The organism is Micromonospora sp. NPDC049366 (genome assembly GCF_044466625.1).
Classification (GTDB): Bacteria; Actinomycetota; Actinomycetes; order Mycobacteriales; family Micromonosporaceae; genus Micromonospora.
Window position 1 is genome coordinate 503,195 of sequence record NZ_JBITMV010000002.1, and the last position, 24,292, is coordinate 527,486.

General features: G+C 74.1%; 21 protein-coding genes. 8 read left to right on the top strand and 13 right to left on the bottom strand.

Features of this window, described 5'->3' with window-relative positions:
• Positions 1–62: 62 nt before the first annotated feature.
• The 4 genes from ACIBTV_RS05695 to ACIBTV_RS05710 all read right to left on the bottom strand — a co-directional run bounded on the left by ACIBTV_RS05695 (position 63) and on the right by ACIBTV_RS05710 (position 6,211).
• Positions 63–1,673 (bottom strand): ricin-type beta-trefoil lectin domain protein, encoded by a 1,611-nt coding sequence (locus ACIBTV_RS05695; protein WP_396702756.1) that lies wholly within the window; start codon positions 1,671–1,673, stop codon positions 63–65.
• Positions 1,674–1,926: 253 nt separating this feature from the next.
• A complete protein-coding gene (locus tag ACIBTV_RS05700) occupies positions 1,927–3,099 on the bottom strand; it encodes an alanine--tRNA ligase-related protein (RefSeq protein WP_396702758.1) in 1,173 nt (390 codons plus the stop codon).
• Positions 3,100–3,405: 306 nt separating this feature from the next.
• The gene (locus ACIBTV_RS05705; protein WP_396702760.1) at positions 3,406–5,661 is read right to left on the bottom strand and encodes an esterase-like activity of phytase family protein; all 2,256 of its coding nucleotides are present in this window, start codon (positions 5,659–5,661) and stop codon (positions 3,406–3,408) included.
• 127 nt (positions 5,662–5,788) lie between these two features.
• A complete protein-coding gene (locus ACIBTV_RS05710) occupies positions 5,789–6,211 on the bottom strand; it encodes a DUF2000 family protein (RefSeq protein ID WP_396702762.1) in 423 nt (140 codons plus the stop codon).
• Between the two features lie 50 nt (positions 6,212–6,261).
• Between ACIBTV_RS05710 and ACIBTV_RS05715 the strand changes: the two genes are divergently transcribed.
• Positions 6,262–7,119: an AraC family transcriptional regulator gene (locus tag ACIBTV_RS05715; RefSeq protein ID WP_396702764.1), complete on the top strand. Its 858-nt coding sequence runs from the start codon at positions 6,262–6,264 to the stop codon at positions 7,117–7,119.
• A 9-nt stretch (positions 7,120–7,128) separates the two neighbouring features.
• Entirely contained in the window at positions 7,129–7,950 is an 822-nt protein-coding gene (locus ACIBTV_RS05720; protein WP_396702766.1) for an alpha/beta fold hydrolase, read from the top strand.
• A 51-nt stretch (positions 7,951–8,001) separates the two neighbouring features.
• On the opposite strand, the gene ACIBTV_RS05725 is transcribed toward ACIBTV_RS05720, so the two are convergent.
• The 4 genes from ACIBTV_RS05725 to ACIBTV_RS05740 all read right to left on the bottom strand — a co-directional run bounded on the left by ACIBTV_RS05725 (position 8,002) and on the right by ACIBTV_RS05740 (position 11,779).
• The gene (locus ACIBTV_RS05725; protein ID WP_396702768.1) at positions 8,002–8,835 is read right to left on the bottom strand and encodes a helix-turn-helix transcriptional regulator; all 834 of its coding nucleotides are present in this window, start codon (positions 8,833–8,835) and stop codon (positions 8,002–8,004) included.
• A 202-nt stretch (positions 8,836–9,037) separates the two neighbouring features.
• Positions 9,038–10,462, bottom strand: coding sequence for an aldehyde dehydrogenase family protein (locus ACIBTV_RS05730; RefSeq protein ID WP_396702770.1), 1,425 nt, complete (start codon positions 10,460–10,462; stop codon positions 9,038–9,040).
• 82 nt (positions 10,463–10,544) lie between these two features.
• Positions 10,545–11,288: a hypothetical protein gene (locus tag ACIBTV_RS05735; RefSeq protein WP_396702772.1), complete on the bottom strand. Its 744-nt coding sequence runs from the start codon at positions 11,286–11,288 to the stop codon at positions 10,545–10,547.
• Entirely contained in the window at positions 11,285–11,779 is a 495-nt protein-coding gene (locus ACIBTV_RS05740; RefSeq protein ID WP_396702774.1) for a SigE family RNA polymerase sigma factor, read from the bottom strand. The genes ACIBTV_RS05735 and ACIBTV_RS05740 overlap by 4 nt, the downstream gene beginning before the upstream one ends.
• A gap of 143 nt (positions 11,780–11,922) precedes the next feature.
• On the opposite strand from ACIBTV_RS05740, the gene ACIBTV_RS05745 reads away from it, so the two are divergent.
• Positions 11,923–12,744, top strand: coding sequence for a DUF3152 domain-containing protein (locus tag ACIBTV_RS05745; RefSeq protein ID WP_396702776.1), 822 nt, complete (start codon positions 11,923–11,925; stop codon positions 12,742–12,744).
• 36 nt (positions 12,745–12,780) lie between these two features.
• On the opposite strand, the gene ACIBTV_RS05750 is transcribed toward ACIBTV_RS05745, so the two are convergent.
• Complete coding sequence (locus tag ACIBTV_RS05750; RefSeq protein ID WP_396702778.1) at positions 12,781–15,201, bottom strand: DUF4132 domain-containing protein; 2,421 nt, start codon at positions 15,199–15,201, stop codon at positions 12,781–12,783.
• Positions 15,202–15,372: 171 nt separating this feature from the next.
• On the opposite strand from ACIBTV_RS05750, the gene ACIBTV_RS05755 reads away from it, so the two are divergent.
• The gene (locus ACIBTV_RS05755) at positions 15,373–16,308 is read left to right on the top strand and encodes a hypothetical protein (protein WP_396702780.1); all 936 of its coding nucleotides are present in this window, start codon (positions 15,373–15,375) and stop codon (positions 16,306–16,308) included.
• Complete coding sequence (locus ACIBTV_RS05760) at positions 16,305–17,903, top strand: hypothetical protein (RefSeq protein WP_396702782.1); 1,599 nt, start codon at positions 16,305–16,307, stop codon at positions 17,901–17,903. Before ACIBTV_RS05755 ends, ACIBTV_RS05760 begins: the two co-directional genes overlap by 4 nt.
• Before the next feature lie 131 nt (positions 17,904–18,034).
• On the opposite strand, the gene ACIBTV_RS05765 is transcribed toward ACIBTV_RS05760, so the two are convergent.
• Together ACIBTV_RS05765 and ACIBTV_RS05770 are read right to left on the bottom strand one after the other, a co-directional pair.
• Complete coding sequence (locus tag ACIBTV_RS05765) at positions 18,035–19,192, bottom strand: glycosyltransferase (protein WP_396702784.1); 1,158 nt, start codon at positions 19,190–19,192, stop codon at positions 18,035–18,037.
• Complete coding sequence (locus ACIBTV_RS05770) at positions 19,179–20,216, bottom strand: glycosyltransferase family 2 protein (RefSeq protein WP_396702786.1); 1,038 nt, start codon at positions 20,214–20,216, stop codon at positions 19,179–19,181. The genes ACIBTV_RS05765 and ACIBTV_RS05770 overlap by 14 nt, the downstream gene beginning before the upstream one ends.
• Positions 20,217–20,354: 138 nt before the next feature.
• Between ACIBTV_RS05770 and ACIBTV_RS05775 the strand changes: the two genes are divergently transcribed.
• The 3 genes from ACIBTV_RS05775 (at position 20,355) to ACIBTV_RS05785 (ending at position 22,837) form a co-directional block, all read left to right on the top strand.
• Positions 20,355–20,729 carry a VOC family protein gene (locus ACIBTV_RS05775; RefSeq protein WP_396702787.1) on the top strand — a complete coding sequence of 125 codons (375 nt, stop codon included), beginning with the start codon at positions 20,355–20,357 and terminating at the stop codon, positions 20,727–20,729.
• Between the two features lie 149 nt (positions 20,730–20,878).
• The gene (locus ACIBTV_RS05780; protein WP_396702789.1) at positions 20,879–21,031 is read left to right on the top strand and encodes a hypothetical protein; all 153 of its coding nucleotides are present in this window, start codon (positions 20,879–20,881) and stop codon (positions 21,029–21,031) included.
• A gap of 204 nt (positions 21,032–21,235) precedes the next feature.
• Positions 21,236–22,837 (top strand): DHA2 family efflux MFS transporter permease subunit, encoded by a 1,602-nt coding sequence (locus tag ACIBTV_RS05785; protein WP_396702791.1) that lies wholly within the window; start codon positions 21,236–21,238, stop codon positions 22,835–22,837.
• 82 nt (positions 22,838–22,919) lie between these two features.
• Here ACIBTV_RS05785 and ACIBTV_RS05790 read toward each other — a convergent pair whose 3' ends face one another.
• Together ACIBTV_RS05790 and ACIBTV_RS05795 are read right to left on the bottom strand one after the other, a co-directional pair.
• Positions 22,920–23,540: a TetR/AcrR family transcriptional regulator gene (locus ACIBTV_RS05790; protein ID WP_396702793.1), complete on the bottom strand. Its 621-nt coding sequence runs from the start codon at positions 23,538–23,540 to the stop codon at positions 22,920–22,922.
• Positions 23,541–23,645: 105 nt separating this feature from the next.
• Positions 23,646–24,107, bottom strand: a complete 462-nt coding sequence (locus ACIBTV_RS05795; RefSeq protein WP_396702795.1) for a DUF5709 domain-containing protein — start codon at positions 24,105–24,107, stop codon at positions 23,646–23,648.
• Positions 24,108–24,292: the final 185 nt, after the last annotated feature.

Sequence of the window (24,292 nt, forward strand, 5' to 3'; positions counted from 1 at the left end):
CACAACTGCATGATCGGCGGGGTCCAGGGGCGGCGGCCCCGTCGCGTCGCGGGAACGGACGGTCAGTTCGGGTTCTCGCCGTGGGTCAGGGTCTCCCAGGCGACGAAGAGGTTGTTGGTGCCGGCGGGTCGCTGCTGCACCGTGAGGGTCTGCGTGTTGGTCATCGCGTTGCCCAGCCGGTTGGCCAGCGCGTTGTAGCCGACCTCGGTGATCGGCCCGAGGCCGCGGGTGAGGCTGCCGCCGCAGAGCCAGGAGGGTGCCGGCTCGCCGAGCTGATAGCGCGAGTGGAGGCCGAGGGCGTGCCGCAGCCGCTCGCCGACCTGCGGGTACAGGTCCTGGCCCTGGATCCGCGAGGTCTCGGCGACATGCGAGATGGCCGAGATGCCGTACCCGGTGTGGGTGAAGTCGCGGCAGGTCTCCTGCGCGAGCCCGGCGACGAAGGTGGACTGACCGTGCCAGTAGTTGATGATCTCGCCGCTGGTGTCCAGGCCGCTGCCGGGGACCGTGTAGGGCAGGGCGCCGTCGCTGGGCAGGTAGACGAACGCGCGGGTCCGGTTGAGGAAGCGGGCGACCGCCGCGTCGTAGGCGGTCCGGTCGTCGAGGAACACGGCGATGCCGACGGCGGCCTCCATCATGGTGAGTTCCCAGTTGCCGTTGCTGTTCGAACCGTTGCGGACCATCGGCAGGTAGACGGTGCGCAGCATGGTGGCGAACCGGTTGGCGTTCGGCCAGTTCCCGTACGCGTGCTTGATGATCTCGGCGGCCCGTGGCCAGACGGAGCCGGCCCAGCCGGTCTGCAGCGGCGCGTTGCTGCCGGTGTGCGCGGTGATCGTCGCCGACCAGGCGTCCATGATCTGGATGGACTTCTGGGCGTACCGGGCGTCCCCGGTGACGTACCAGGCGAGCGCGTCGGTGTACGCGGCGATCGCGTCCTCACGCTCGTCGGTGCAGCCGTTGTTCGGGTTGGAGTACGACCCGCACTCGACGAGCGCGCGCGGTGCCGGGGTCCGGGACAGCGAGGCGTACCGGCTGCCCATCATCTGGTTGTACGCCGACGTCCAGGGCTGCGCGCCGGCCTGGACCCGGCCGCGGACGAAGTCGAGCTGTCCGCGGCTGACGAGCACGCCGGGGTGGGTGAAGCCGGCGGACGGGGGAGGGGTGCCACCCCCGGTGGGTAGCGTCCAGCTCTGGTTGGCGGCGCCGGTGCAGGTCCAGATCTGCAACGGGGTGCCGTCGGCGGAGCTGGGCCCGGTCGCGTCGAGGCACTTGCCCGAGTTGGGGTTAACCAACCGCCCGCCGCCGGCCGACCACTGCTGCGCCGCCGTGCCGTTGCAGTCGTAGATCTGCACCCGGGCGCCGTTGGCGGTGCTCGCCGCGGCCACGTCGAGGCACTTGCCGAGCGCGCGGATCGTGCCGTCGTCGGCGACCGTCCACTGTTGCGCCGCGCTCCCGTTGCAGGTGTAGAGCTGCACGGTCGTGCCGTTGGCGGGGTTCGCGGCGGCCACGTCGACGCACTTGCCGCCGTACCCGGTGATGGCGCCCACGGCCGCCGCGGACGCGGACTGGACACCGACGATGAGGCCGACCGGCACGGCGACGATCGCCGCCGCGAGGGCGGCGGCCAGGCGGGTGCGGGGTCGGCGGGGAAGGGTCGCGGCCGTTCGTCGCGCCATGTCATGGTCCTTTCCACCGCTTCCGACTGTAAAGTCTGTTAATTGTTACAGAGGGGTGGACGGGTATCAATGTTTTGGTGCTCCCGCGACGGACAGGATGGTCGACCGCCCGCCGCGTCCTGCCCACCCCCAGCGGCGACCTCGCCCGCTACGACGCCCTCCCGGGGGCGTCCGACCCTGCCGACCGCTGAACGGCGTGGACGGCTGCCCGCACCGCGGACAACGAGGTCGGGGGCATCGACGTGGCGTGCCGTCACGCCGCCTCGGTCAGCAACCCGTCCACGAGCTCCCGCGGCAGGCCGTACGTGTCGTGCAGGTAGCGGTAGTCCACGTCGGTCAGCGGACCCCGCGACCGGTACCGGGAGACGACGGGTCGCCCGCGCCGCAGCAGCCCACGGAACCGCCGCTCCTCGTCGAGCAGCACGTCCCGCGGATCGCCGACCCCGGTGCCCAGCCGGAACCCGTCCAGGGTGTGCCGGAACGGCTCGCCGGGCAGGTCGGAGAGGCTGCGCGACGGGTCGTCCCGCCACAGCAGGGTGAGCACCCGCCGCACCAGCCGGCGCAGCACGTAACCCCGGCCCGTGTTCGACGGGCGCACGCCGTCGCCGATCATCACGACGCTGGACCGCAGGTGGTCGCAGACCCGACGCAGCGTCTCCTCGTCCGGCTGCCAGAGGCCGGTCACCGACCGGACCCACGGGCGGAAGCCCTCGCCCTCGAAGACCGACCGGCCGCCGCGCAGGACCATCTCCATGCGCTCCAGGCCCATCCCGGTGTCGACGTTGTGCTGCCGCAGTGGCTCCAGGCGGCCGTCGCCGTCGCGGTGGTAGCGCATCTGCACGTGGTTCCACACCTCCATCCACCGACCGTCGGTCGTGGGCGTGCCGGTGGGTGGGGTGTCGCCGGTCCAGACGAAGATCTCCGAGTCGGGGCCGCACGGCCCGGTCGGGCCGTTAGACCACCAGTTCTCCTGGCCGGTCAGCTCCACCGGCACACCGAGCTCGCCCCAGGTCTCCAGCGAGCCGGTGTCCGGCCCGACCGGCCCGTCACCGCCGAACACGGTCGCGTGCAGCCGGTCCCGTTCGACGCCGAAACCGTCACGGAGCAGCTCGTAGCCCCAGCGCAGGCTGCGCGGGCCGGGGTAGTCGCCCAACGACCACGACCCGAGCATCTGAAAGACGGTCAGGTGGGTGGGGTCGCCGACCTCGTCCAGGTCGGTGGTGCGCAGGCAGCGCTGGACGTTGACCAGGCGGCGACCGAGCGGGTGCGGCCGACCCTCCAGGTACGGGGTCAGCGGGTGCATCCCGGACGTCGTGAACAACACCGGATCGTCCGGTGGCCGCACCAGCGAACTCTCCGGCAGGAGCAGGTGCCCCCGCTCCCGGTAGAAGTCGATGAAGGTCCCGGTGATCTGCTCGGGTGTCATGGTGTGGGCCTTTCGGGTCAGTGGTCGACCGGAAAGGTCCGCGAGGCGCGGGACGGTGCGAAGAGGACGAACGGCGCCGGCGGACCGTGACCGGTCGCCGGCGGGAGAAAAGGAGGTCAGGCGGCGGCGACCGTCGAGCGGGTAGCTCGCGCGGCCGCGGCGAAGAGACGCCTGGTGATCCTCATGCCCTGCACTGTACCTCGCCGCGCCGGCGTCGCCCACCGGGTTGACGCACCCGTGCCCGGCGCGGCGGAACGGCCCCCGGCGCCGCGCGCCGAGGGCCGTCCGTCGAGCGGTCAGGACGGGTTACCGCAGGCCGGGTACGTCGATGACGATCAGCTCGGTGTCGTCCGGACGGCCCGCGATCCGGCCGTCGTTGCCGGGGAAGTTGTTGTCGTTGGCGACGAGGACCCGGTCACCGATGAGCGGCAGCACCGACTCGACCGACTGCAGCGGGAACGAGAACAGCGGGCCGACGCCGTACTCACCGGGGCGGGCCGGGGTGGAGACGCCCTTCGGGTCGGCGATGTGCATCAGGTCGACCGCCGTACGCCGGACCAGGTAGCCGTCCGCACCGACCTCGTCCAGGTCGGTCACGACCAGGCGCTTGACCAGCGACTGCCGGCCCATGCCGTTGTCCCGCTCGATCAGCAGCAGCCGCCGGCCGTCGAGCACCGCCGCGTCGCCGACCAGCAGGGACGGGTCGTCGACCCGGAACGACCAGGTGCGGCCGGTGTAGCGGTTGGCGCGGACGTCGAACTCGTAGACCACCCGCCGCCGCTGGTCGGGGTCGTTGACCTGGGCGCCCTCGAGGATCGGGTAGAGCGTCCAGCCGTCCGTGGCGGTCGCCATCGCCTCGAAGCCGTTGCTGGCGCGCAGCGTCGGGTTCTCACCCGGCGCGAGGTCCGGTGACTGCGGCGACTTCGTCCCGTCGGGCAGCGGGATCGGCGCCTGGAGCACCCTGCCGGTCCGGTCCGTGCGGATCAGGTACGGCCCGAACTCGTCACCGATCCACAGGTCGCCCCGGGCGTCCCGGGCCAGTGACTCGATGTCGAAGTCCGCGCCGGTCAGCAGCCGCTCGCGGGTGTTCCCGTTGACGATCGGGAAGGGCACCTTGTGGTCGGGGTCCCGGAAGCTGATGTGCCCGTGGACCTGCACGGTGTGGTTGCCGTACCTCGGCTCGATCTCGTACGCCCGCAGCAGGAAGTCCGCCGAGTTGTTCTTCGCGCCGAAACCGTTGTCCGGCATCGCGAGCAGGCGCTCGCCGGAGCGGTCACCGGCCCGGGCCGGGATCACCGCGGAGAAGCCGGGAACGGGCTGGCCGGGGAACGGCGGCGTGACCCCGTTGACCGGGGTGGGGGAGAGCTGCGTGCCGGACACCGGGCCCGGCTGGTACGCCGTCGCCGACAGCAGCGCCCGGCTCTTCAGGGTCACCTCGGGCCGCAGCTTCACCGACAGCGCGTACACCCGGGTGGTCTGGGTGGCGCTGCCGTTGTCGTCCGAGATCAGGTACAGCTCGCGACGGCCGCCGGGCAGCTCCCGACCGAGCGCCGCGCCCTCGATGTTGTCCAGCAGCGGGTTGGGCTGCGGCTGCTTGCTCGTCGCGCCCGACGGCGGGCAGTCGGCGACGTCGACCAGCAGCTCCTTGCCGAGCCACGTACGCGGGTCCGCGACGGTCGACAGGGACGGCACGTCGGAGACGTCCGGGGCGCCGGTCGCGGAGACCCGGTAGACGCGCACGGTGTTGCCCACGCCGCTGGTGAAGCCGCGCTCCAGGGCGAGCAGCTGGTCGTCGCCGAGCGCGATCAGCTCGACCAGACCCAGGTTGGGGTCGGTGCGGTACGCGTACTGCGCGGCGGGGGTGTAGGCCCGGCCCTCCCGGCCCTCGTACCGCAGGATCCGCTGCAGGCCGCGGCCCTCGGCGTCGCGGCCGTCCGCGGCGAGCGGACCCTCCATGCCGGCGTAGAGCGTCCGGTGGTCCGGGGTGGTCGCCAGCGCCTCGAAGGTCTGGTTGACGGCCGCCTCGCCGGCCGGCGTGACCTGGAACCGGGCCGGCACCGGCAGCGACGCGACCTCCCGACCGTCGGAGAGCCGGAACCGGCGGATGGACGGCTCCCGTTCCGAGCTGGCCAGGACGGTCGCCCCGCCGTCCTCGGCGACCAGGCCCTCGCCGTCGAAGTCCGCACCCGTGTACGGCGTGCCGTCCGGCCGGCTGAGCACGGTGACGTCGCGGACGTCCACGTCGACGCCGCGCCGGCCGGTGCCCAGGCCCAGCTCGTACACGCGGGCGGGAGTGGTGCCGATGTTGTCCACCAGGGCGAGCGCCCGGGAGGGGCGGGCGAACGTCAGCGCGGACAGCCCGGCGACCTGGGTGCCGCGGAAGGCGGCCTTGTCGAGGGCGTCGGAGAAGCCGAGCATCCACGCGTCCGGCGCGCAGCTCGCCTCCACCGGTCGCCCGGGGGTCGGGTGCGCCGGTGCGCCGAGCGCCGGCGCCGCGGCGAGCAGCGAGATCGCCGCCACCGCGGGCGCGAGCGCCCGTACTCGAATCGAAGTCGTACCCACAATGCCTCCAGCATCTGTCGGCGGCGGTCGCCGCCGGCCCGATGCAAACGCCCGCCGCCCGCCACAGTGGAACCCCGGACGGAACGTGGCGTGAACACCCCGTGCACGATGCCCCGGACCGGGCGGCTCACGGATGCATGCGGGCGCCCTTGAGGACCTTGTCCACCGCCGTACGCGGGCCGTGCACGGCCAACCCGACCAGGTCGAGCTTGTCGCGCCCGACCGCCCGCACGGCCGCGCGGTTGTCCCGGTCGTTGCCGGTGGCGAACAGCTCCTGCGTGAAGATCGACATGGGTAGGCCCCGGTCCAGCGCACGCGTGTGCGCGCCGGCCAGGGTGGACCGGTCGCCCGCGAAGACCAGGACCGGCTGGCGGAACATCGGCAGGTACCGGGTGCCGTCCGCGTCGCGGTACTCCTCGCCCATCAGCTCCGGTACGGCGGACGCGACGCCGCTGACCAGGAAGGCGGTGACGTTCAGCCGCTGCCAGCCGGCCAGGTCGTCCCGGAGCAGGACGGCGATCTTCGTGGGAAAACGGATCGGTTCGGTCATGCCGTACACCCTGCCCGCCCCGGCGGCCAGCGGTCTTGTACGTTCTTAGCGTGGCCACCGGGCCGACGGATCCGCACGTCAGCGCGTGGCGACCGGGCGTGGCCGGGGTCGCCGAGGTGTTCCACGCCCACTTCGTGGACCACGCCTACCCGCCGCACACCCACGACGTGTGGACCCTGCTCCTCGTCGACGACGGCGCGGTCCGCTACGACCTCGACCGGCAGCACCACGGCGCGCTGCGGACGTCCGTCACGCTGCTGCCCCCGCACGTGCCGCACGACGGCCGTGCCGCCACCCCGCACGGCTTCCGCAAACGCGTCCTCTATCTCGACACGTCCGTGCTCGGCGTCGAGTTGGTCGGCCACGCGGTGGACCGGCCGAGCCTGCCCGACCCGCCGCTGCGGCACCGGATCGACCAGCTGCACGCCGTGCTCGCCCGGCCCGGGGACGAGTTCGAGGCGGACAGCCGGCTCGCCCTCATCCTGGACCGGCTCGGGTGGCACCTGCGCCGGGCCGCCCCGCCCGGCCCCGCCCCACCCGCGCCCGGGCTCGCCGTGCGGCTGCGCGAGCTGCTCGACGCGCGGACCGTCGAAGGCGTCACCCTCGACGAGGCGGCCGCGCTGCTGCACGCGCACCCGACCCACCTGGTCCGGACGTTCACCCGCGTGCACGGGCTGCCGCCGCACGCGTACCTGACCGGCCGCCGGATCGCGCTCGCCCGGCGGCTGCTCCTCGCCGGACAGCGTCCCGCCGAGGTCGCCACCGCGGCCGGCTTCTTCGACCAGTCACACCTGAACCGCCACTTCCGGCGGCACCTCGGCGTCAGCCCGGCCCGCTACACCGGCCCGGGCGGCGGACGCGAGCGGCATTTCCGGGATGCGCCCCGGCAGCTCCCCGACCGCCCATAGCATCCGGGCATGAGCTACCTCACCACCTCAGACGGCACCGACATCTACTACAAGGACTGGGGCGAGGGGCCGGTCGTCACCTTCTCCCACGGATGGCCGCTGAACGCCGACGCCTGGGACGGGCAGATGCTCTTCCTCGCGCAGAACGGTTTCCGGGTGGTCGCCCACGACCGGCGCGGGCACGGCCGGTCGAGCCAGGCCGGCACCGGGAACGACATGGACGGCTACGCCGACGACCTGGCCGCCGTCATCGAGGCGCTCGACCTGCGGGACGCGACGCTGGTCGGGCACTCCACCGGCGGCGGTGAGGTGGCCCGCTACATCGGCCGTCACGGCACGGGCCGGGTGGCCAAGGCGGTGCTGATCTCGGCCGTGCCCCCGATCATGGTGCAGACGCCGGACAACCCGGAAGGGCTGCCGATCAGTGTCTTCGACGACCTGCGGGCCCAGCTCGTCGCCGACCGCTCGCAGTTCTACCAGGACTTCGCGCAGATGTTCTTCGGCGCCAACCGGCCGGGCGCCACGGTGTCGAAGGGCATCCTCGACCAGTTCTGGCTCTGGAGCATGCAGGCCGGCCTGTGGAACTCGTACCTGAGCATCAAGGCGTTCTCGGAGACGGACTTCCGGGACGACCTGGCGAAGTTCGACATCCCGACGCTCGTCCTGCACGGCGAGGACGACCAGGTCGTTCCGGTCAAGGACTCCGCTCACAAGACCGCTCAACTGGTCGCCGACGCGCAGGAGATCTACTACCCGGGCGCCCCGCACGGCCTCACGGCCACCATGCAGGACCAGGTCAACAAGGATCTGCTGGCGTTCCTGCGGAGCTGACCGGCCGGTGCCGCCGCCCCATCTCGCGGATGATCCACTCGACCTCGCTGCTCAGACGCGTTGGCCACCGATGACCGCGAGCAGGCGCAGCTTCTCGTCGCTCTCCGTGCCCGGCACGGCGGTGAAGACCATCAGCGTCTGCGACTGGTCCGGGTCCATCAGAACCTGGCAGTGCAGCTCCAGCGCACCCACCTGCGGATGTCGCAGCCGCTCCGGTGGGCAGTAGGTGCTCTGGATCGGATGCTCCCGCCACAGCTCGGCGAACTCGGTGCTCGCCGCCAGCAGGGCGTCCACGATCACGGCGGCCCGCGAACCTCGGCCGTCACGGGTGTACGCCGCGTGCAGGTGCGCCGCCATGAGCCGGCTGCGGGTCGCGTGGTCCTCCGCCGGCACCGCCGCGCGCGCCCGCGGGTCGGTGAACCAGCGGTAGTGCGCGCTGCGGGCCAACCCGGCGTGCCGGGTCTCGTCGCCCAGCAGGGCGACCGCCGGCGCCGTCTGCGCCAGGGTCTCGCCGAGGTGGTTCACCACCTGTGCCGGGGTGTCGTGCAGCCGGTCGAGGATCCGCATCAGGCCCGGGTTGACATGGTCGGCGCGCACCGCGTGGCGCGGTACGGGAAACCCGCCGAGCTGGAACAGGTGGTCCCGCTCGGCCAGTGACAGCCGCAGGCCGCGGGCCAGGGCGGCGAGCATCTGCTCGGACGGGTGCGGGCCGCGCCGCTGCTCGATGCGGCTGTAGTAGTCGGCGGACATGCCGCTGAGCGCGGCGACCTCCTCGCGGCGCAGCCCGCCGGTGCGGCGGCGCGGGCCCCGGGGCAGCCCCACGTCCTCCGGCTGAAGAGCCTCCCGCCGGGCACGCAGGAAACCGGCGAGGCGGGCGCGGTCCATGATCCTCCTCCTTCCACCCCGTCGGGCGGGTCTGCCCACCAGGTGCCAACAGGTCGTACGCGCCGGCTGTTCCGGCTGGTCAAGGCTCCCTCGGCCGGCGGGGCGGAGCCAGGGCCGACCGGTCCGTGGATCAGCGCGCGCCGCCTCGGCCGCCGGGGGTCGGCCCCGGCCCGACGCGCGGGCCGGGGCCGATCCGCCGCCCTCACCGCTGGATGGACTTGACCTCCAGGAACTCCTCCAGCCCGAAGCGGCCGAACTCGCGGCCGTTGCCGGACTGCTTGTAGCCGCCGAACGGGGCGAGCGCGTTCCACTGGCCGCCGTTGACGTCCACCTGCCCGGCCCGCAGCCGCCGGGCCACCGTGAGGGCGTGCTTCGGCTCGCCGAACACGGCGCTGGTGAGTCCGTACGCCGTGCCGTTGGCGATGGCGACCGCCTCGTCCTCGTCCGCGTACGGGATGATCGTCAGGACCGGACCGAAGATCTCCTCCTGGGCGATCGCCGACCGGGGGTCGACGTCGGCGAAGATCGTCGGCTGGACGTAGGCGCCCCGCTCCAGCCCGGCGGGCCGGGCCGCGCCGCCGAAGACCAGCCGGGCGCCGTCGGCGACGCCCCGCTCGATGTAGCCGGACACCTTCTCCCGGTGCGCCTCGTAGGCCATCGGGCCGATCCGGGTGGCCTCGTCGGTCGGGTCCCCCACCGTGTACTGCCGCGCCGCCTCGACCGCGAGCGCGACGACCTCGTCCTGCCGGGCCGCCGGCACCAGCATCCGGGGCCACGCCCCGCACACCTGGCCGCCGTTGGTGAACGCCATCGCCACGCCCCTGGTGACCGCCTGCGGCAGGTCGGCGTCGTCGAGGATGACGTTCGCGCCCTTGCCGCCGAGCTCGAGCGCCACCCGCTTGACCGTCTCCGCGGCCACCGCGGCGATGCGCCGCCCGGCCCGGGTCGACCCGGTGAACGAGATCATGTCGATGTCGGGATGGGCGGAGATGGCCTCGCCGACGACCGCACCGGTGCCGTACACGACGTTGAACACACCCGCCGGCAGGCCCGCCTCGGCGGTGACCTCGGCCAGGATCCGCGCGGTCAGCGGGGCCACCTCGGACGGCTTGAAGACCATCGTGTTGCCGGCGAGCAGCGCCGGGGCCAGCTTGGCGACGATCTGCTGGAGCGGGAAGTTCCACGGGGTGATCGCGGCGACCACGCCGATCGGCTCCCGGACGAGGAGCGAGTTGCCGATCTCCTCGGTCCACGGGAACGTGTCGGCGAGCCCCACGAACGAGTCGATCACCGCCGCCGGGAAGGCGACCTGGGCGGTCCGGGCCAGCCCGACCGGCGCCCCCATCTCGGCGGTGATCGCCGACGCGATCTCCTCCGTACGGGCGGCGAGGCCCGCGCCGACGCGGCGCAGCACGGCGGCCCGGTGCGCGGGGGTGGTCGCCGACCAGGACGGGAAGGCGGCCCGCGCGGCGGCGACGGCGCGGTCGACGTCGGCGGCGGTGCCGGCCGGCGTCTCGGCGACGAGGTCACCGGTCGCGGGGTTGACGACGGGAAGGGTGCCGGCGGAGCCGGCGACGGTCTCGCCACCGATCCAGTGACCGGCCGCGGTGAGAGGTGAAGTGGTCATGAACCGACCGTGGCACCGACGCCGGACCCCATCCAGGCGCAACGTATCCGGGACCTGGCCGTCCCCGGCTTTGCCCACTTCGTCAGAGGCGGCGGCCCTTCGCGTCCCGGGCGACGATCCCGTCGAGCTCCACGCCCGGCGGCAGCGCCTTCGGGTCGAACCAGAAGACCACCACCCTGGTGTCCCGGCTCCAGAGGGCCAGCCGGGCGGGGATCTCACGGCCGTCGACGGTGCCGACGATCCGGTCGGCGGGCCCCACGAAGTACCCGAACCCGGGCATGGGAGTCGGCCTCGGGGTCTGGGGCGACTGGTCGTAGCCGATCTGGTGGAAGCCGGGCCGACGGTCCGACCCCTCGACATCGTTGATCAGGTAGTCCGAGGTGATCGATCCGTCGGGAGCGCGCCGGCCGGCGACCAGCGCGATCTTCACCCCGGGCGTGCGGGGCAGGTCGACCGGGACGAAGTACAACACCCGCTCGTCGCCGTCGGGGCCCCGGATCCCCGTCCCGACGACCTCGCCGACCGGCTGCCGCTCCGGCTCCGAGCGGCTCGCGGCCGGCGTCGGCGACATGGCGGTGGGGGTCGTCGGGGACGCGCTGGCGGCCGGGGCCGGGCGTACGGACGGTGCCGGGGCCGTGGCCCGTACGCCCACCGCGACGACGCCGACCAGCGCCGCCACCGACAGCGCGGCGGCCCCGCCCGACACGAGGTGCCGGCGGCGGCGCAGCCGTCGACCGTCCCGCATGATCGCGTCGAGGTCCAGCACGGGCGGGTCGGCCCGCTCGGCCGCCCGCAGCGCCCGCCGCAACTGCTCCGCCTCGTTCATCGCCGCACCCTCTCCGTGGCGGGCGCGCCGGCGCGCAGCTTCTCCAGGGCCCGGGAGCTGGTGCTCTTGACCGTCCCCACCGAGACGTCGAGTTCGCGGGCCACCTGCGCCTCCGGAAGGTCGAAGTAGTAGCGCAGCACGACGATGGCGCGCTCCCGAGGGCTGAGCGTGCCGAGGATGTGGAGCAGCCAACGTCGGGTCGCGACCTCGTCGGCGACGTCGGGTCGCCGCTGCTCGGGCAGGTCGTCGCTGGGATATTCGCGGATCGGGCGACGCCAACCGTCGACGAGGTGGTTGACCAGCACCGTGCGGGCGTACCCGTAGGCGTCGTCGTGCCGGACCCGCGACCAGGCCGCGTAGGTGCGGACCAGCGCGGTCTGCGCCGCGTCCTCGGCCTGGTGGTGGTTGCCGGTCATCAGGAAGGCGGCGTGCACGAGACGACCGGACGCGGCCCGCGCGAACTCGACGAACTCGTCGTCACCGCGCCCCATGGTCGCGCCTTTCACACCTCACGTGTAACAGGACGGATGAGCGGTCGGAATGGTTGAGCCCACAGAAGATCAACCTTTTGGCCCGCCCCCGCGTCCTTTCCCCTGCGCGCCACCGGACGGCGGGGCGTGGCGAGGGGAGACACATGGCACCGAACACTACGCGGGCCCGGGCGCACGGGATCCGGCCGCTGCCGCTGGCGGTTCTGTTGCTCACCGCACTGCTGAGCGGGTGCGCGGGACCGGCGGTCGGCAATCCGGCCGCCGACGGCGATCCGGCCGTCGCCGGGCCTCCGGCGAGCGCCGCTCAGCCCGACGCCACGCCCGCCGCCGCGGCCCAGCTGGGGTCCGCCCCGGTGACCTACCCCGCCGACGGCGGCAACCGGTGGACGTACGCCGCCGGTGAGGCAGCGGGCCGGGCCGGCTCGGGCCGGCTGTGGCGTTACCGGGTGGCTGTGGAGCGGGACATCCACGGCCTCTCCGTGCCGAGCTTCGCCGCCGAGGTCACCCGCACCCTCACCGAGCCGCAGGGGTGGACCGCGGACGGCTCGCGGCAACTGCGCCGGGTCGGACCGGACCAGCCGGCCGACTTCACCCTCTACCTGGCCACCCCCGGCACCCGCGACCAGCTCTGCCAGGACGTGCCGGACGGCTACACGTCGTGCCGCAACGGCGACCGGGTGGTGCTCAACGTGGCGCGCTGGGTGAAGGGCGTGCCCGGCTACGGCGCGAGTCTCGCCGTCTACCGCCGATACATGGTCAACCACGAGGTGGGGCACCGGCTGGGCATGGGACACGAGCGGTGCCCGGGGCGGGGCCGCCCCGCCCCGGTGATGCAGCAGCAGACGCTGGGCCTGCACGGCTGCACTCCCAACCCGTTGCCCTACCTCGACGGCGAGTTCTACCGGGGACCGTCCGGGGCGTACGACGACCCGCTGCCGCCCCGGGAGGGGGGACGAGCGGGCTGACCGGCCCGCCGGATCGCGGACCGGTCGACCGGTCGGTCAGGCGGTGAGTTGGCGGAGCACGGTGGGGTCGGTGATCGTGTCATCGGCGGCGAGCATGATCGCCTTGGACAGGATCACCGACAGCACCGGGTCGTCGTCGAAGGGCAGGTGGATCCGGCCGCCCCGGGCGCGCGCCGGGACGATGCACAGGTAGGCGTCGTTCGGCTCCATCAGGATGTTGCCCGACCCGAGGTGGATCCGGTAGGTCCGGATCGACCCTCGCACCCGCAGGAAACGGTCGGCCAGCTCGACCCGGTCGGCGATCGCCATCCGGGGCAGCAGCCGGGCCAGCGCGTCCCGGCGGACCTGCGCCGACGGCGCCAGCTCGGCCACCGCCGCCCGGCGCCAGTAGGCGTGGAACCGGTCCTCGCCACGGTCGGCCCACTCCGGGTCGGTGGCGATCGACGTGACCCCGACGAAAAGGTCCACGTCGCGCATCGCCTCGGTGAAGACCAGCGGCGGCACCTCGGCGACGGGCACGGCCCGCCAGGTGGCGCCGTCGCGCCGGGCGAAGCGCACCTGGTCGGTCGTGCAGTAGCGGACCTCGTAGTGACCCGCGTCGTCGGCCTCGACGAGCGCGTGGTGGAACGACGCCCGCCACGCGCCGCCGCCGAGCAGCTTGGTGGCCTCGCTGTCGTAGCCACCGTCCCAGGTGCCCAGATAGCCGGCCTCCCAGCCCCGCACCCGCATGAGGGCGTTGGCCTGCCGGTAGCGCAGGATGTGCGCCGCGAACCGGTTGGAGTAGGAAGCCGTCGCCTCCTCGGCCGGCGTCAGCACGTAGATCTCGCGGAAGGCCTGCTTGAACGGCTGCGTCAACCCGGTGTCCAGCACGTGCCCGCGCCACGCCAGCACCTCGTCGACGGCGGCGGTGACCGGGTGCCAGAGCCGGACCCGGTCGCCGCGCACGGGCCGCCCGTCGCGTCCGGCGAGCACCCATTCGTCGGCGTCGCGCCGGGGCAGCCCGGCCGACCAGCGCCGGCCGTCGCCGCTGGTCTCCCAGAGCAGCCGCCGCCCGTAGGTGCCGGTGACCGGGTGGTCGAGGAAGCGGGCCACCCAGTCCGCGTACGCCCAGGTGCGCTCCTCGGACAGCAGCGCCTCCACACGCTGCCGCTCCGACGCGAGGGTCGCGTTGAGGCGCTTCACGACGTCCCGCAACCCGGCCAGCTCGTCGGCGTGGTCGTCCCGGACGGCGGCCGGGACTGCCCGGAGCGCGGTGCCCCGCCGGGCGAAGGTCAACCGCGCCTTCTCGCCCACGACCTCGACCGTCGCCTCGTAGGAGCCGACCGGCACCCGCAGGCAGCCGTCCCGGTCGAGCCCGTGGTCGTCCACGGCGAGCTCCGCCACCTCGCTGAGCGACCAGCCGCGCAGCGCCCCGAGGCTCGCCAGCGCCGCGTCGACCCGGCTGCGTACCGCCCTGTTCCGCACCGTCACGGCCAGCCTCGCCAGGGTCCGCGCCGGCGCCTCACCGGCCCGCCCGGCCAACAGGCCCACCCCGGCGATCGCGGCCCGCTGGGCGTGCGGAAAGCCGCGCGCGTGGCGGGGAGCCGCCGCGGCCGTGGACACGGCCCGGGCCAGTACCTCCGTGGCCGCGTCGCCCTCGTCCCGGGACGCCGCCCACAGCAGGCCCCGCAGCAGGCGGTCGGTGTCGTCGTGCACACCCCGACCGTGCTCGGCGAAGAGGTCGAGGAGCCGGCGGACGGTCGCCGGGCCGCCGGGCGTGGCCGCGAGGTGGGCGTCGAGCTGCCGCAGCCATGTCGCCGTCGGCGTCGGCTTCTCCAGCGAGGCGCAGTGGGCCAGCAGGTCCCCGGCCGCGTCGAGGCCGGCACCCACCGTGGCGCGGGCCAGGGGCCCGAAGCCGTCCCCGCCGTGCAGCAGCCAGGAGGGCAGGCCGCCGCCGCGGGCGCGGTCGATCGCCTCGGAGACCAGCCGGACGACCCGCCGCCGAACCTCGGCCGGAATGAAGTAGTCGTCCGCGACGTCGTCGCGGAGCGCGCCGAGGGCCGGCAGCAGGTCGGTCAGCTCGGCGGGGGTCAGGCGCGCCGCGACGGCGGCCGGCAGCTCCAGGTGCGCCCCGTTGTCGTAGCCGGAGCCGGCCAGCCGCAGGCACCACAGGAGATCCGCCCGCGTCCACGGCACGTCCCCGGTGGCGAGGCCGCGGACGACGTCGTTCAGGGCGGCGGGTATTGAGGCGGTCGCGGCCGTCCGGTGCATCGCCAGCGCGGCGAGGCGGCGGTCCCCGGCCGGCCACGCCGCGACCGCCCGCCACTGCGCCGTTCGGGTCGACGGGAACCAGAAGTAGCCGGGGCCCGGCTGTCCCAGCGCGGCCCGGATCCGGGCGTCGGCCTCGTCGAGGCCGGCCTCGACCTGCCGCCGGTCGGCCTCGGTCAGTTCGGGTAGCAGGTCCGTCCAGTCGCCCACGTCGCTCCTCGCTCGATCGATGTGGACGGCATCGTGACAGCGCCCCCCGACGAAAAACGTGCGTCGTCCGGGGCCGGCCGCGTCTCCCGGTGGCCATGTGCGCGTGGCCCGACATTCACGCGGGGTCGTTACGCTGCGGCTCGCGCCAGCTCCCGGGACCGAAAGACGGCCGTGCATCACGCCAACCACTACTACGGCCACTCGCACGTGCTGGCCCGCTACTGCGGGCTGGACGACCGGTCACCCCAGCGCATCCACGGTTACCTCCAGCACGGCTGGAACATCGGCGACGGCATGGCCCCCGACCACGAGTTCGTGCCCGGCGTGCCGCTGTTCGTCTGGTCCGAGCGGACCCGGCACCGGGCCTGGTCGCTGGGCCGGCGTCAGGCGTACGCGATCGGCGCGCCGTGGGCGTACCTGCTGACGATGGAGCCGGAACCGGAGCCGGAGCGGCCCCGGGAGGGCACGATCTGGTATCCGTTCCACGGCTTCGAGAGCCAGCACGTGGAGGGCGACCACGACCGGCTGATCGCGGAGATCCGGGCGACCGAGCCCGGCCCCGTCACGGTCTGCCTGTACTGGCAGGAGCACCGGTCCCGCCGGGTGCGCGAGCGGTACGAGCGGGCCGGCTTCCGGGTGATCTGCCACGGCTACCGGGGCGGCCGGTGGGAGAGCCTGGACCCGGACTTCCTGCGCCGGCAGTTGGCCGAGCTGCGTCGGCATCGCCGGGTCGCCTCGAACCGGCTCTGCACCGCCGTCTTCTACGGCGTCCTCGCCGGGTGCGAACCCGCCGTGTACGGCGACCCGATGCAGCTGGCGGGGGAGGTGCCCGTGTGGGGCGGGCAGCCGCGGATCCGCCGCCAGTGGCCGCGACTGCACGGCCCGCGGGTCGACCCGGCGGCGGCCCGGGAGATCGCCGTGGCGGAGCTGGGCGCCGACCGGCTGCTCCCCCCGGCCGCGCTGCGCCGGCTGTTCCGCTGGCCCGACCCGCCGGCCCCCACGGCCCCCGGCTCGCTCGACCACCCCGCCGTCGACCCCGCCGCCGGCCGTGCTGCCGGCCCGCCGGCTCGTCCCGCCGCTGCCGAACCGACCGAGGAGACCCGGTGAATCTGCGACTGACCGGTGGGGAGATGCCGCTCTGGTCGGATCTGGACGGCCGGCACGGGCCGGGCCCGGTCCACGGTCGGGTGTTGACGCCGCTGCTGGCCGGCGCGGCCGGCCGTACCCTCGTGGTCGGGCCGCTCGACCCGGCGTTGCTCGACACGGTGCCGACGGACGACCTGACCGTGCTGGTCCGGGGCCTCGCCGACGCGGAGGCGCTCGCCGCCCGGTTGGCGGGGCGACCCGGCGCGGTCGTGCTCTGCGGCGGCCCGGAACGGCTGGCCACCGAACCCGCGTACGACACGGTGCTCGCCCTCGACGGGCTGGAGCGGCTGCGCTCGACGGAGGGCGCGGACCTGACCTGGGACGAGACGCTGACCCTGCTGGTCGCCGCCCTACGGCCGGGTGGCGCACTGCTCCTCGCCGTGGAGAACCATCTGGGCCTGCACCGGCTGGTGGCGGCGCCCGCGGCGGTCACCGACTCGCAGTGGGCGACCGTCGGCGAGTACGACTCGGGCCGACCCGCCGGTCTGGCCCGACTTCGGGCGCGGCTGACCGACGCCGGCCTGCACGTGACCGACGCCCACACGGTGTGGCCGACCCCGCTCGCCCCCACCGTCCTGCTCTCGCCCGGCCTGCTGGCCGACCCGGAGGCGGTCGGCTTCCTCCAGGCGACGCTCGGCCGGGCCTGTGCCGGGTGGCCCGAGGCGCTGACCGACCCGGGACGGCTGGCGGCCACCGCGGTGCGCCACGGCGCGGCGACCGAGCTGGCCCCGGCCTGGATCCTGCGCGCCGAGCGGGCCACCCTCGGGTGGGGCGGGTCGGATCGCGCCGGCGACGACGCGGCCGGGTCGGCACGCCGTGCCGGGGCGGCACCGAGCGGCCCGGGGGGCGGTGCCGGTCGGCCCGTCGGGCTGGTCGCGCTCGGCGACGACCACTTCGACCTCGTCGACCGTCCGGCCGGCCGCCCGCTGGTTCGCCGCCCGGACGGTACGACCACCCCGGTGCCGACCGGCCGCACGCTCGAGGACCTGCTGATCGGCGCCGCCCTGCGGCACGACCTGCCGACCGTGCGGGAGCTGCTCCACCGCTGGCAGGCCAGCCGCCACGCGGGCGTACCGGCCGACCAGGTCGTGGCGACGCTCGGCGGCGGGTTGGCGCCGCTGGTGCCCGCGCTCCCGCCGGGGAGCGCGCTGCGGCACCTGGCCGTCCGGTTGATCGACGCCGGCCTGGCGCACCTGTGGCCGTCGCCCGCCGACCCCGTGGAGCTGGCGCTGACGCTGGCGGCCCTGGCGGGCTCGGCGTTCGAGCCGGTCCCGCCGACCGACGACGCGTCCACCCGGGCGGACACGCCGTCCTACCGGGAGCTGCTGGCGACCCGCGACCGGCTGGCCCGCGAGCTGGGCGAGGCACGTGAGCGGGAGGAGTGGTACGAGCGGACGCTCGCCGCCCGCGAGGGCGAGCTGCGCCGCGCGCGCGAGATCGTCGCCCTGCTCTCCGGAACGCCCACGGCCCGGGCGGGCAGGCTCGTCCTGGCCGGGGCCCGGCGCGCCCGTCGTACCGCCGGCGCCGCCGTACGGCGCGTCCTGCCGCGCGACTGACCACCCGCCCCGGGTCGGCCGCGACCGGCCGGCCCGGACCGGCCCGGACCGACTCGGCCGCGACCGGCCCGGCCCCCCGACCGGTCCCGGTCCCGGCCGCGACCGGGCCCGGCCGGCGCGCGCAGCCGCGCTCAGGCCGGCGCGTGCACCGCCGGGTCGCCGTCGCGGTGCGGCGCGGCTGACGCGGCCACGACCTCCTCGTACAGCTCCTCCAGCAGCCGGGTCTGTCGCTGGAGGTCGAAGGCCGTCTCGGCGTGCCGCCGCGCCGCCCGGCCGAACTGCTCGCGTCGCGGTTCGTCGGTGAGGAGCTGTCGGATGTTCTCCGCGAGCGCGACCCGGTCGCGTTCCGCGCTGAGCAGGCCCGTCTCCCCGTGCCGGACCGCCTCCGGGATCCCGCTGTGCCGGGTGGCGACCGCCGGCACGCCGAGGCTCGCGGCCTCCAGGATGGTGGTGGGCAACCCCTCGCTGTCCCCGTCGGCCGCCGTCCTGGACGGCGCGGCGAGGATCCGCGACGCCGCCAGCTGCCGCATGACCTCCTCGGGAGGCTGCGCGCCCAGGAACGTGGCGTCCACGCCCAGCCGCGCCGCCCGCTCCCGGGTCGCGTCCTCCAGCGGCCCGCTACCGACGAAGAGGGCCCGCGGCCGCAGGTCGGGCAGCAGGCCGAGCGCCTCGACGAGGTCGTCGGCGCCCTTCTTGTCCACGAACCGGCCGACGAAGACGACGTCCCAGGTCTTCGGCGCCGCCGGCGGCTGCGGCGGCATCGGCACGCCGGTGTGGTGCACGCGTACCTTGGCCGGGTCGGCGCCCAACTCCACCGCGCGGTCCCGGATGAAACCGGAGACGGCGATGATCAGGGCGGCGCGTTCGAACGCGACCCGCAGGTTCCGCCGGTGGCGGACGCCGCGCGGCCCCGGCGCGGCCGCCTGCCGCGTCACGTCCAAGCCGTGCAGGGTGATGACCAGCGGTACGCCCACCTGCTGGGCGGTGCGGCTGATCAGCCAGCCGTCGCCGCCGAAGTGGGCGTGCACGAGGGTCGGCCGCAGCCGGATCAGCAGTCGGCGCAGCCGCAGCGAGCCGCCGGTCAGCCGCAGCAGTCGCCAGCCGCGGCTGCCGGCCGGCGTCTGCGGGAAGGCGACGACGTCGCTGTCGGCGGCGATCGGCGAGGCGACCTTGCGGGCGCCGAGGTACACCGGCCGCCACGACGGCAGCGCCTCGCCCTGGTTGCGGATGAACGTCTCGGAGGCCGGCAGCAGCAGGCTCCGCCAGACGACGACCCTAGGCGTGGACATCGGTGGACCGGTTCACGGCCGGTGCGGCGGCGTCCACACCGGAGGCGACCGGCGGGACCTGCCCGGCCTGGGGCGTCGGCGCGGCGGCCGGGCGGCGGCGGCCCAGGATCCGGTCGCGCAGGACGTGCCGCACCTGCGGGGGGATCAGCCAGATCTGGAGGAACGTCAGGTAGTCGACGGCGCTGGGGTGGCCGTGCCGGCGCGCGTCGGCGAGGAGCATCCGGAAGACCCGGACACTGCGGGTCGGCGCCGCCATCGAGCTGATGATGCTGGTGACGATCGCGGCGTACGCCCGGGGGGTGAGCAGCGGCCGGATGCCCCGCAGCCACTCCAGCTGCGCCTCCCACGGCGAGTTCAGGCTGATCCGCGGCCGGTCCTCGTCCTGGTGCCAGAGCACCAGCGGCTCGGTCGCGTAGACCAGGGCGACGTCGTCGTGGGCCAGTGCCCGCAGCGTCCAGTCGAGCTCCTGCTGGCGACGCAGCCCGACCGTGAACGGTACGCGGCGCAGCAGCTCCGTCGGCGCCAGGATCGTCGAGGTCTGGATGAACCCGTCGCCGTGGAACAGGCCTCGCCGGACGGTGAGGTACTCGCAGATCGGCTCGCCCTCCGCGGGGAGCCGGCGGGGCATGACGAACTGCGCCCGCGGGGTCTTGTTGATCAGCCGGCTCGCGACGACCGGCGTCCGGGCGGTCGCCGCGCGGGCCCGCGCCAACTGCACGGCCAACTTCTCGGGCAGCCACTCGTCGTCGTCGTCCAGCAGGGCGGTCCACGGCGCGCGGGCCGCCTGGACGCCCTGGTTGCGGGCGTTCGGCGCGCCACCCTTCGTGGGCAGCTCCAGCGGGCGCACCCGAGGGTCGCCGATCGCCGCCAGCGCCGCCCGGGTCGCTCCGTCCGGCCCGTCCACGACGACGATGACCTCGATGTCGGTCACCGTCTGGGCGAGGGCGCTGCGGACGGCCCGGGTGACCAGCTCGGGGCGGTCGAAGGTCGGGATGACGACGCTGACCTCGAGTGTCGAGGACATGCTCACCTGCTCATTCGGCCGGAGACGAAACGTCCGCAGGTGACGCTAGGTTTCCCACCTCTCGGCACGGTGAATGGAATCGGGCGCCCAGGCCAACCCTCCTGGGTGAAGAGGCAACCTGCGGGGTAGGGGAGCGGCATGACGCAGACACCTCGGCTGACCCTGTCCACCACCGTGCTCGACTCGCCCGCGCCCCGGGACCTCGCCGCGTTCTACCAACGGCTGCTGGGTTGGTCCCGGGAGGAGGACGAGGAGGACTGGATCGTGCTCCGCCCACCCGGCGGCGGCACCGGGCTGGCCATCCAGCGGGAGGCCGCGTACGTCCGGCCGGTGTGGCCGGCCGGCCCGGGCGACCCGCAGATGATGGTCCACCTCGACATCGAGGTCGACGACCTGGACGCGGCGTCGGCGCACGCGGTGGCCGCGGGTGCGGTCCTGGCGGACTTCCAGCCCCAGGACGACGTGCGGGTGCACCTCGACCCCGACGGGCACCCGTTCTGCCTGTTCACCTGACGGGCGGTGGTCGCGCTCGCGTCCACCTCGTCGTGGCCACGAGCGCGACCGACTGTCAGAGGAGCAGGACGACCCGCCCGCCGGCCGTCCCCTCGGCCTGCCGCGACCAGGCGTCCGCGACCGACCCGAACGGCACCAGCTGTTGGGTCGTGGCGGCCATCAACGTCACCGTGCCCGCGGCCGAGACGTCCGTGCAGACCCTGCTCGACGCGCACCTGCCGAAGCTGCTGCGCACGGCCGCCGACATCGGTCACGACTGGGCGCTGACCGCGTCGGTGTCGGTGCCGGTGCTCACCACCTGAGCCGAGGGCGGCCGGCACCCGCGCGGTGACCGTGACGAACGTCTCGCCGGACCCCGACGCGGCGTTAATCCGGGGCGGAGTGTCGCCGGCGGCGATTACGCTGCCCTGCGAGCGTCGCCCCTCCGCAGCCGCGCTCGTCCCTCGCCCGGCGCCGTCACGCCACCGCCGCTCGCGTCCGCCGGCAAGCCGACTTCAGGAGATCTTGTGACACAGCAACCTGTCGCGACACCGCAACCGGTCGCGACATCGGACAAGCTCGACGCCGCGGTTCTCAAGGTGGCAGGCGTCGTCGTGCTCGGTGCGATCATGTCGATCCTCGACGTGACGGTGGTCAGCGTCGCGCTGCCCAAGTTCCAGAACGAGTTCGACGCGTCCTACGCCCGGGTCGCGTGGACGATGACCGCGTACACCCTCGCCCTGGCGACGGTGATCCCGATCAGCGGGTGGGCTGCCGACCGGTTCGGCACGAAGCGTCTCTACATGGTGGCGCTGGCCCTGTTCACCATCGGGTCCGGGCTGTGCGCCACCGCCGACACGATCGGTCAGCTGATCACCTACCGTGTCGTGCAGGGCCTCGGCGGCGGCATGCTCATGCCGATCGGCATGACGATCATGACCCGGGCGGCCGGGCCGCACCGCATCGGTCGGCTGATGGCCGTCCTCGGCATTCCCATGCTGCTCGGCCCGATCGGCGGCCCGATCCTCGGCGGGTGGCTGATCGACATCGCGAGCTGGCACTGGATCTTCCTGATCAACCTGCCGATCGGCGTGATCGCGCTCATCTACGCGCAGCTGGCCCTGCCGAAGGACGACCCGGAGCCGTCCGAGTCGTTCGACTTCCTCGGCATGCTGATGCTCTCGCCGGGCCTCGCGCTGTTCCTCTACGGCGTCTCGTCGCTGCCCGAGGCCGGGACGTTCGGCGACCCCGAGGTCTGGGGTCCGATGCTGGTCGGCGCCGCGCTGCTGGTCGCGTTCGTCCTCTACTCGTTCCGCTCGCGGCACCCGCTGCTCGACCTGCGGCTGTTCGCCAACCGCAACCTCACCGTCGCGTCGGTCACCCTGTTCGTGTTCATCATCGCGTTCATGGGCGCCGGCCTGCTCTTCCCGAGCTACTTCCTGCAGGTGCGCGGCGAGTCGACGCTCGCGGCGGGCCTGCTGATGGCCCCGCAGGGCATCGGCGCGATGATCACGATGCCGATCGCCGGCACCCTCGCCGACAAGGTGCCCGTCGGCCGCACCGTCCCGTTCGCGCTGGGGCTGATCGTCCTCGGGTTCTTCACGTTCACCCAGCTCGACGCCAACACCCCGTACCTGCTGCTCTGCGGGTCGCTGTTCGTCATGGGCCTCGGCATGGGCGGCACGATGATGCCGATCATGACGTCGGCGTTGAAGACGCTGCACGCCCAGGAGGTCGCCCGCGGTTCCACGCTGGTCAACATCCTCCAGCAGATCGGCGGCTCGGTCGGCGCGGCCGTCATGTCGGTGATCCTCACCAACGAGCTGAACGGCTCGCGGGTGATCCCGGGCGTGACCGACCCGAGCGGCGAGCCGGTCACCGAGGCTGGCCTGGCCATCGCCAGCCAGCAGCGGCCAGAGCTGACCCAGCAGATGCCGGTCGAGCCGTCGCTGATCGAGCGGGGTCTCGACTTCGCGGCCCACGCGTTCGCCAACACGTTCTGGGTGGCGTTCGCGCTCGTGGCGCTCACGTTCATCCCCGCCGCGTTCCTGCCGCGCCGGCGGGAGCCGTCGCACCTGCTCGACGGGACGCCGGGCGATGAGCTCAAGACGCCGGTCGTCATCCACTGAGCACCGCGCCGGCCCCGCCGGGCACGCCGTCGCGCGTGCCCGGCGGGGGCCGGCGCGCATCCGGGGACGTTCGGGCCGGGGATCAGCGTCCGCCGGGACGGCCCGTCCCGGCGTCGACGCGGAGGTTGTCGATGCCGACGTCCAGGGCCGCCTCCAGATGGCCGATGTCCCCCGTCGAGAGCATCACCACCACACCGCCCTGGATGCCGGCGAGCAGGGCCGCGCCAGCCCGGTCGGCGTCCACGTCGGTCCTCATCTCGCCGGCGTCCTGCATCCGCCGGATCCCGGCGGTGATCTCCGACTGCCACTGCCGCATCAGCTCGGTCACCACCGCCCGGGCGCCGGGCGTACGGCCGCCGATCTGTGAGAACAGCGTCTGCAGCGGGCACTCCTGGCCCTGGGCGAGGTAGCGGGCGACGACCTGGTCGCGCCACGCCTGCCAGGCCGGCCAGGAGCCGAGATCGCCGAGCATCGGCTGCTGGTCGCTCAGCACCCGGTCGGCCTCGAGCTGGGCCACCGCGAGCAGCAGCTCCTCCTTGCCGGCGGGGAAGTAGTGGAAGAGCTGGCTCTTGCTGGTCCGGGTGCGGGCCAGCACGTCGTCGAGCCGGAACGCGGCGATGCCCCGCTCCCGGATCTCGGCGGCCGCGCCCTCGATGATCCGCTGCCGGGTCGTGCTGCCCTTGCGGGTGAACGTCGTCGCCATGCCACCGCCCCTCTTATGGACCGCTGGGTCCAATCGTAGCGGCCGTCGTGGCCCACGGTCCGCGTCGCGAGGCGTGAGAACCGGCGGGCCCACCGGGCGCGACGCTCAGCGCAGCGGGCCGTCGCCGGGGCCGTCCGGGTCGTCGACCAGGTGGATCGCCGCCTCCTCGGCGCTGGCGGCGCCGGCGTCGATCCCGGCGTCCCACGCCACCGACTCGGCCTCGGTGTCCTCGCCCAGACCCTCGTCGTACGCGACCAGCCGGCCCGCGCGTGTCTCGCGCTCGTAGCCCCGCCGGGTCAGCTCGTCCTCGTCGTCGCCGCCCTCGGCGTACGGGTCGATGTCCGGCTCCTCCTGGGCCAGCAGCTGGTCGAGGGACTCGCCCGCCCGTTCCTCGGCCGGCGTGGTGCCGTACCGGTTCGCGCCCGACCAGTGGTCCTCGGCGATGATGCCGGTATCGAGGGGGTCGCCGACGCGGTCGTCGTCGAGGGTGTCCGAGGCGTCCAGGACGCCGTCGTCCTCGGCCACGTTCCACTCCTCGACGCGGTCGGTGCTGTCCGTCTGGCTCATCGCGGTCTCCCCTCCGTCGTGCTGCGGCGCTCGGCCCAGCGTAGGACCCGCGACGCCGAAGCCGTAACGCCGGACGGTGTGACGATCGTCGGCTCACCGCAGCGCGCCGGCGCGGTCGCTCCGGGTGAGCGGAGTCACCGCCGTCAGCGGAGATCGCGCCGCTGTTCATTCGCCGCGCGTGTCCC

Excerpts from the sequence above, each read along its gene's own strand:
- ACIBTV_RS05775 (WP_396702787.1), top strand. The coding sequence starts at position 20,355 with ATGACGCAGACACCTCGGCTGACCCTGTCCACCACCGTGCTCGACTCG.
- ACIBTV_RS05745 (WP_396702776.1), top strand. The coding sequence starts at position 11,923 with ATGGCACCGAACACTACGCGGGCCCGGGCGCACGGGATCCGGCCGCTG.
- ACIBTV_RS05730 (WP_396702770.1), bottom strand. The coding sequence starts at position 10,462 with ATGACCACTTCACCTCTCACCGCGGCCGGTCACTGGATCGGTGGCGAG.
- ACIBTV_RS05725 (WP_396702768.1), bottom strand. The coding sequence starts at position 8,835 with ATGGACCGCGCCCGCCTCGCCGGTTTCCTGCGTGCCCGGCGGGAGGCT.
- ACIBTV_RS05720 (WP_396702766.1), top strand. The coding sequence starts at position 7,129 with ATGAGCTACCTCACCACCTCAGACGGCACCGACATCTACTACAAGGAC.
- ACIBTV_RS05695 (WP_396702756.1), bottom strand. The coding sequence starts at position 1,673 with ATGGCGCGACGAACGGCCGCGACCCTTCCCCGCCGACCCCGCACCCGC.
- ACIBTV_RS05710 (WP_396702762.1), bottom strand. The coding sequence starts at position 6,211 with ATGACCGAACCGATCCGTTTTCCCACGAAGATCGCCGTCCTGCTCCGG.
- ACIBTV_RS05740 (WP_396702774.1), bottom strand. The coding sequence starts at position 11,779 with ATGGGGCGCGGTGACGACGAGTTCGTCGAGTTCGCGCGGGCCGCGTCC.
- ACIBTV_RS05770 (WP_396702786.1), bottom strand. The coding sequence starts at position 20,216 with ATGTCCTCGACACTCGAGGTCAGCGTCGTCATCCCGACCTTCGACCGC.
- ACIBTV_RS05765 (WP_396702784.1), bottom strand. The coding sequence starts at position 19,192 with ATGTCCACGCCTAGGGTCGTCGTCTGGCGGAGCCTGCTGCTGCCGGCC.
- ACIBTV_RS05795 (WP_396702795.1), bottom strand. The coding sequence starts at position 24,107 with ATGAGCCAGACGGACAGCACCGACCGCGTCGAGGAGTGGAACGTGGCC.
- ACIBTV_RS05700 (WP_396702758.1), bottom strand. The coding sequence starts at position 3,099 with ATGACACCCGAGCAGATCACCGGGACCTTCATCGACTTCTACCGGGAG.
- ACIBTV_RS05790 (WP_396702793.1), bottom strand. The coding sequence starts at position 23,540 with ATGGCGACGACGTTCACCCGCAAGGGCAGCACGACCCGGCAGCGGATC.
- ACIBTV_RS05735 (WP_396702772.1), bottom strand. The coding sequence starts at position 11,288 with ATGAACGAGGCGGAGCAGTTGCGGCGGGCGCTGCGGGCGGCCGAGCGG.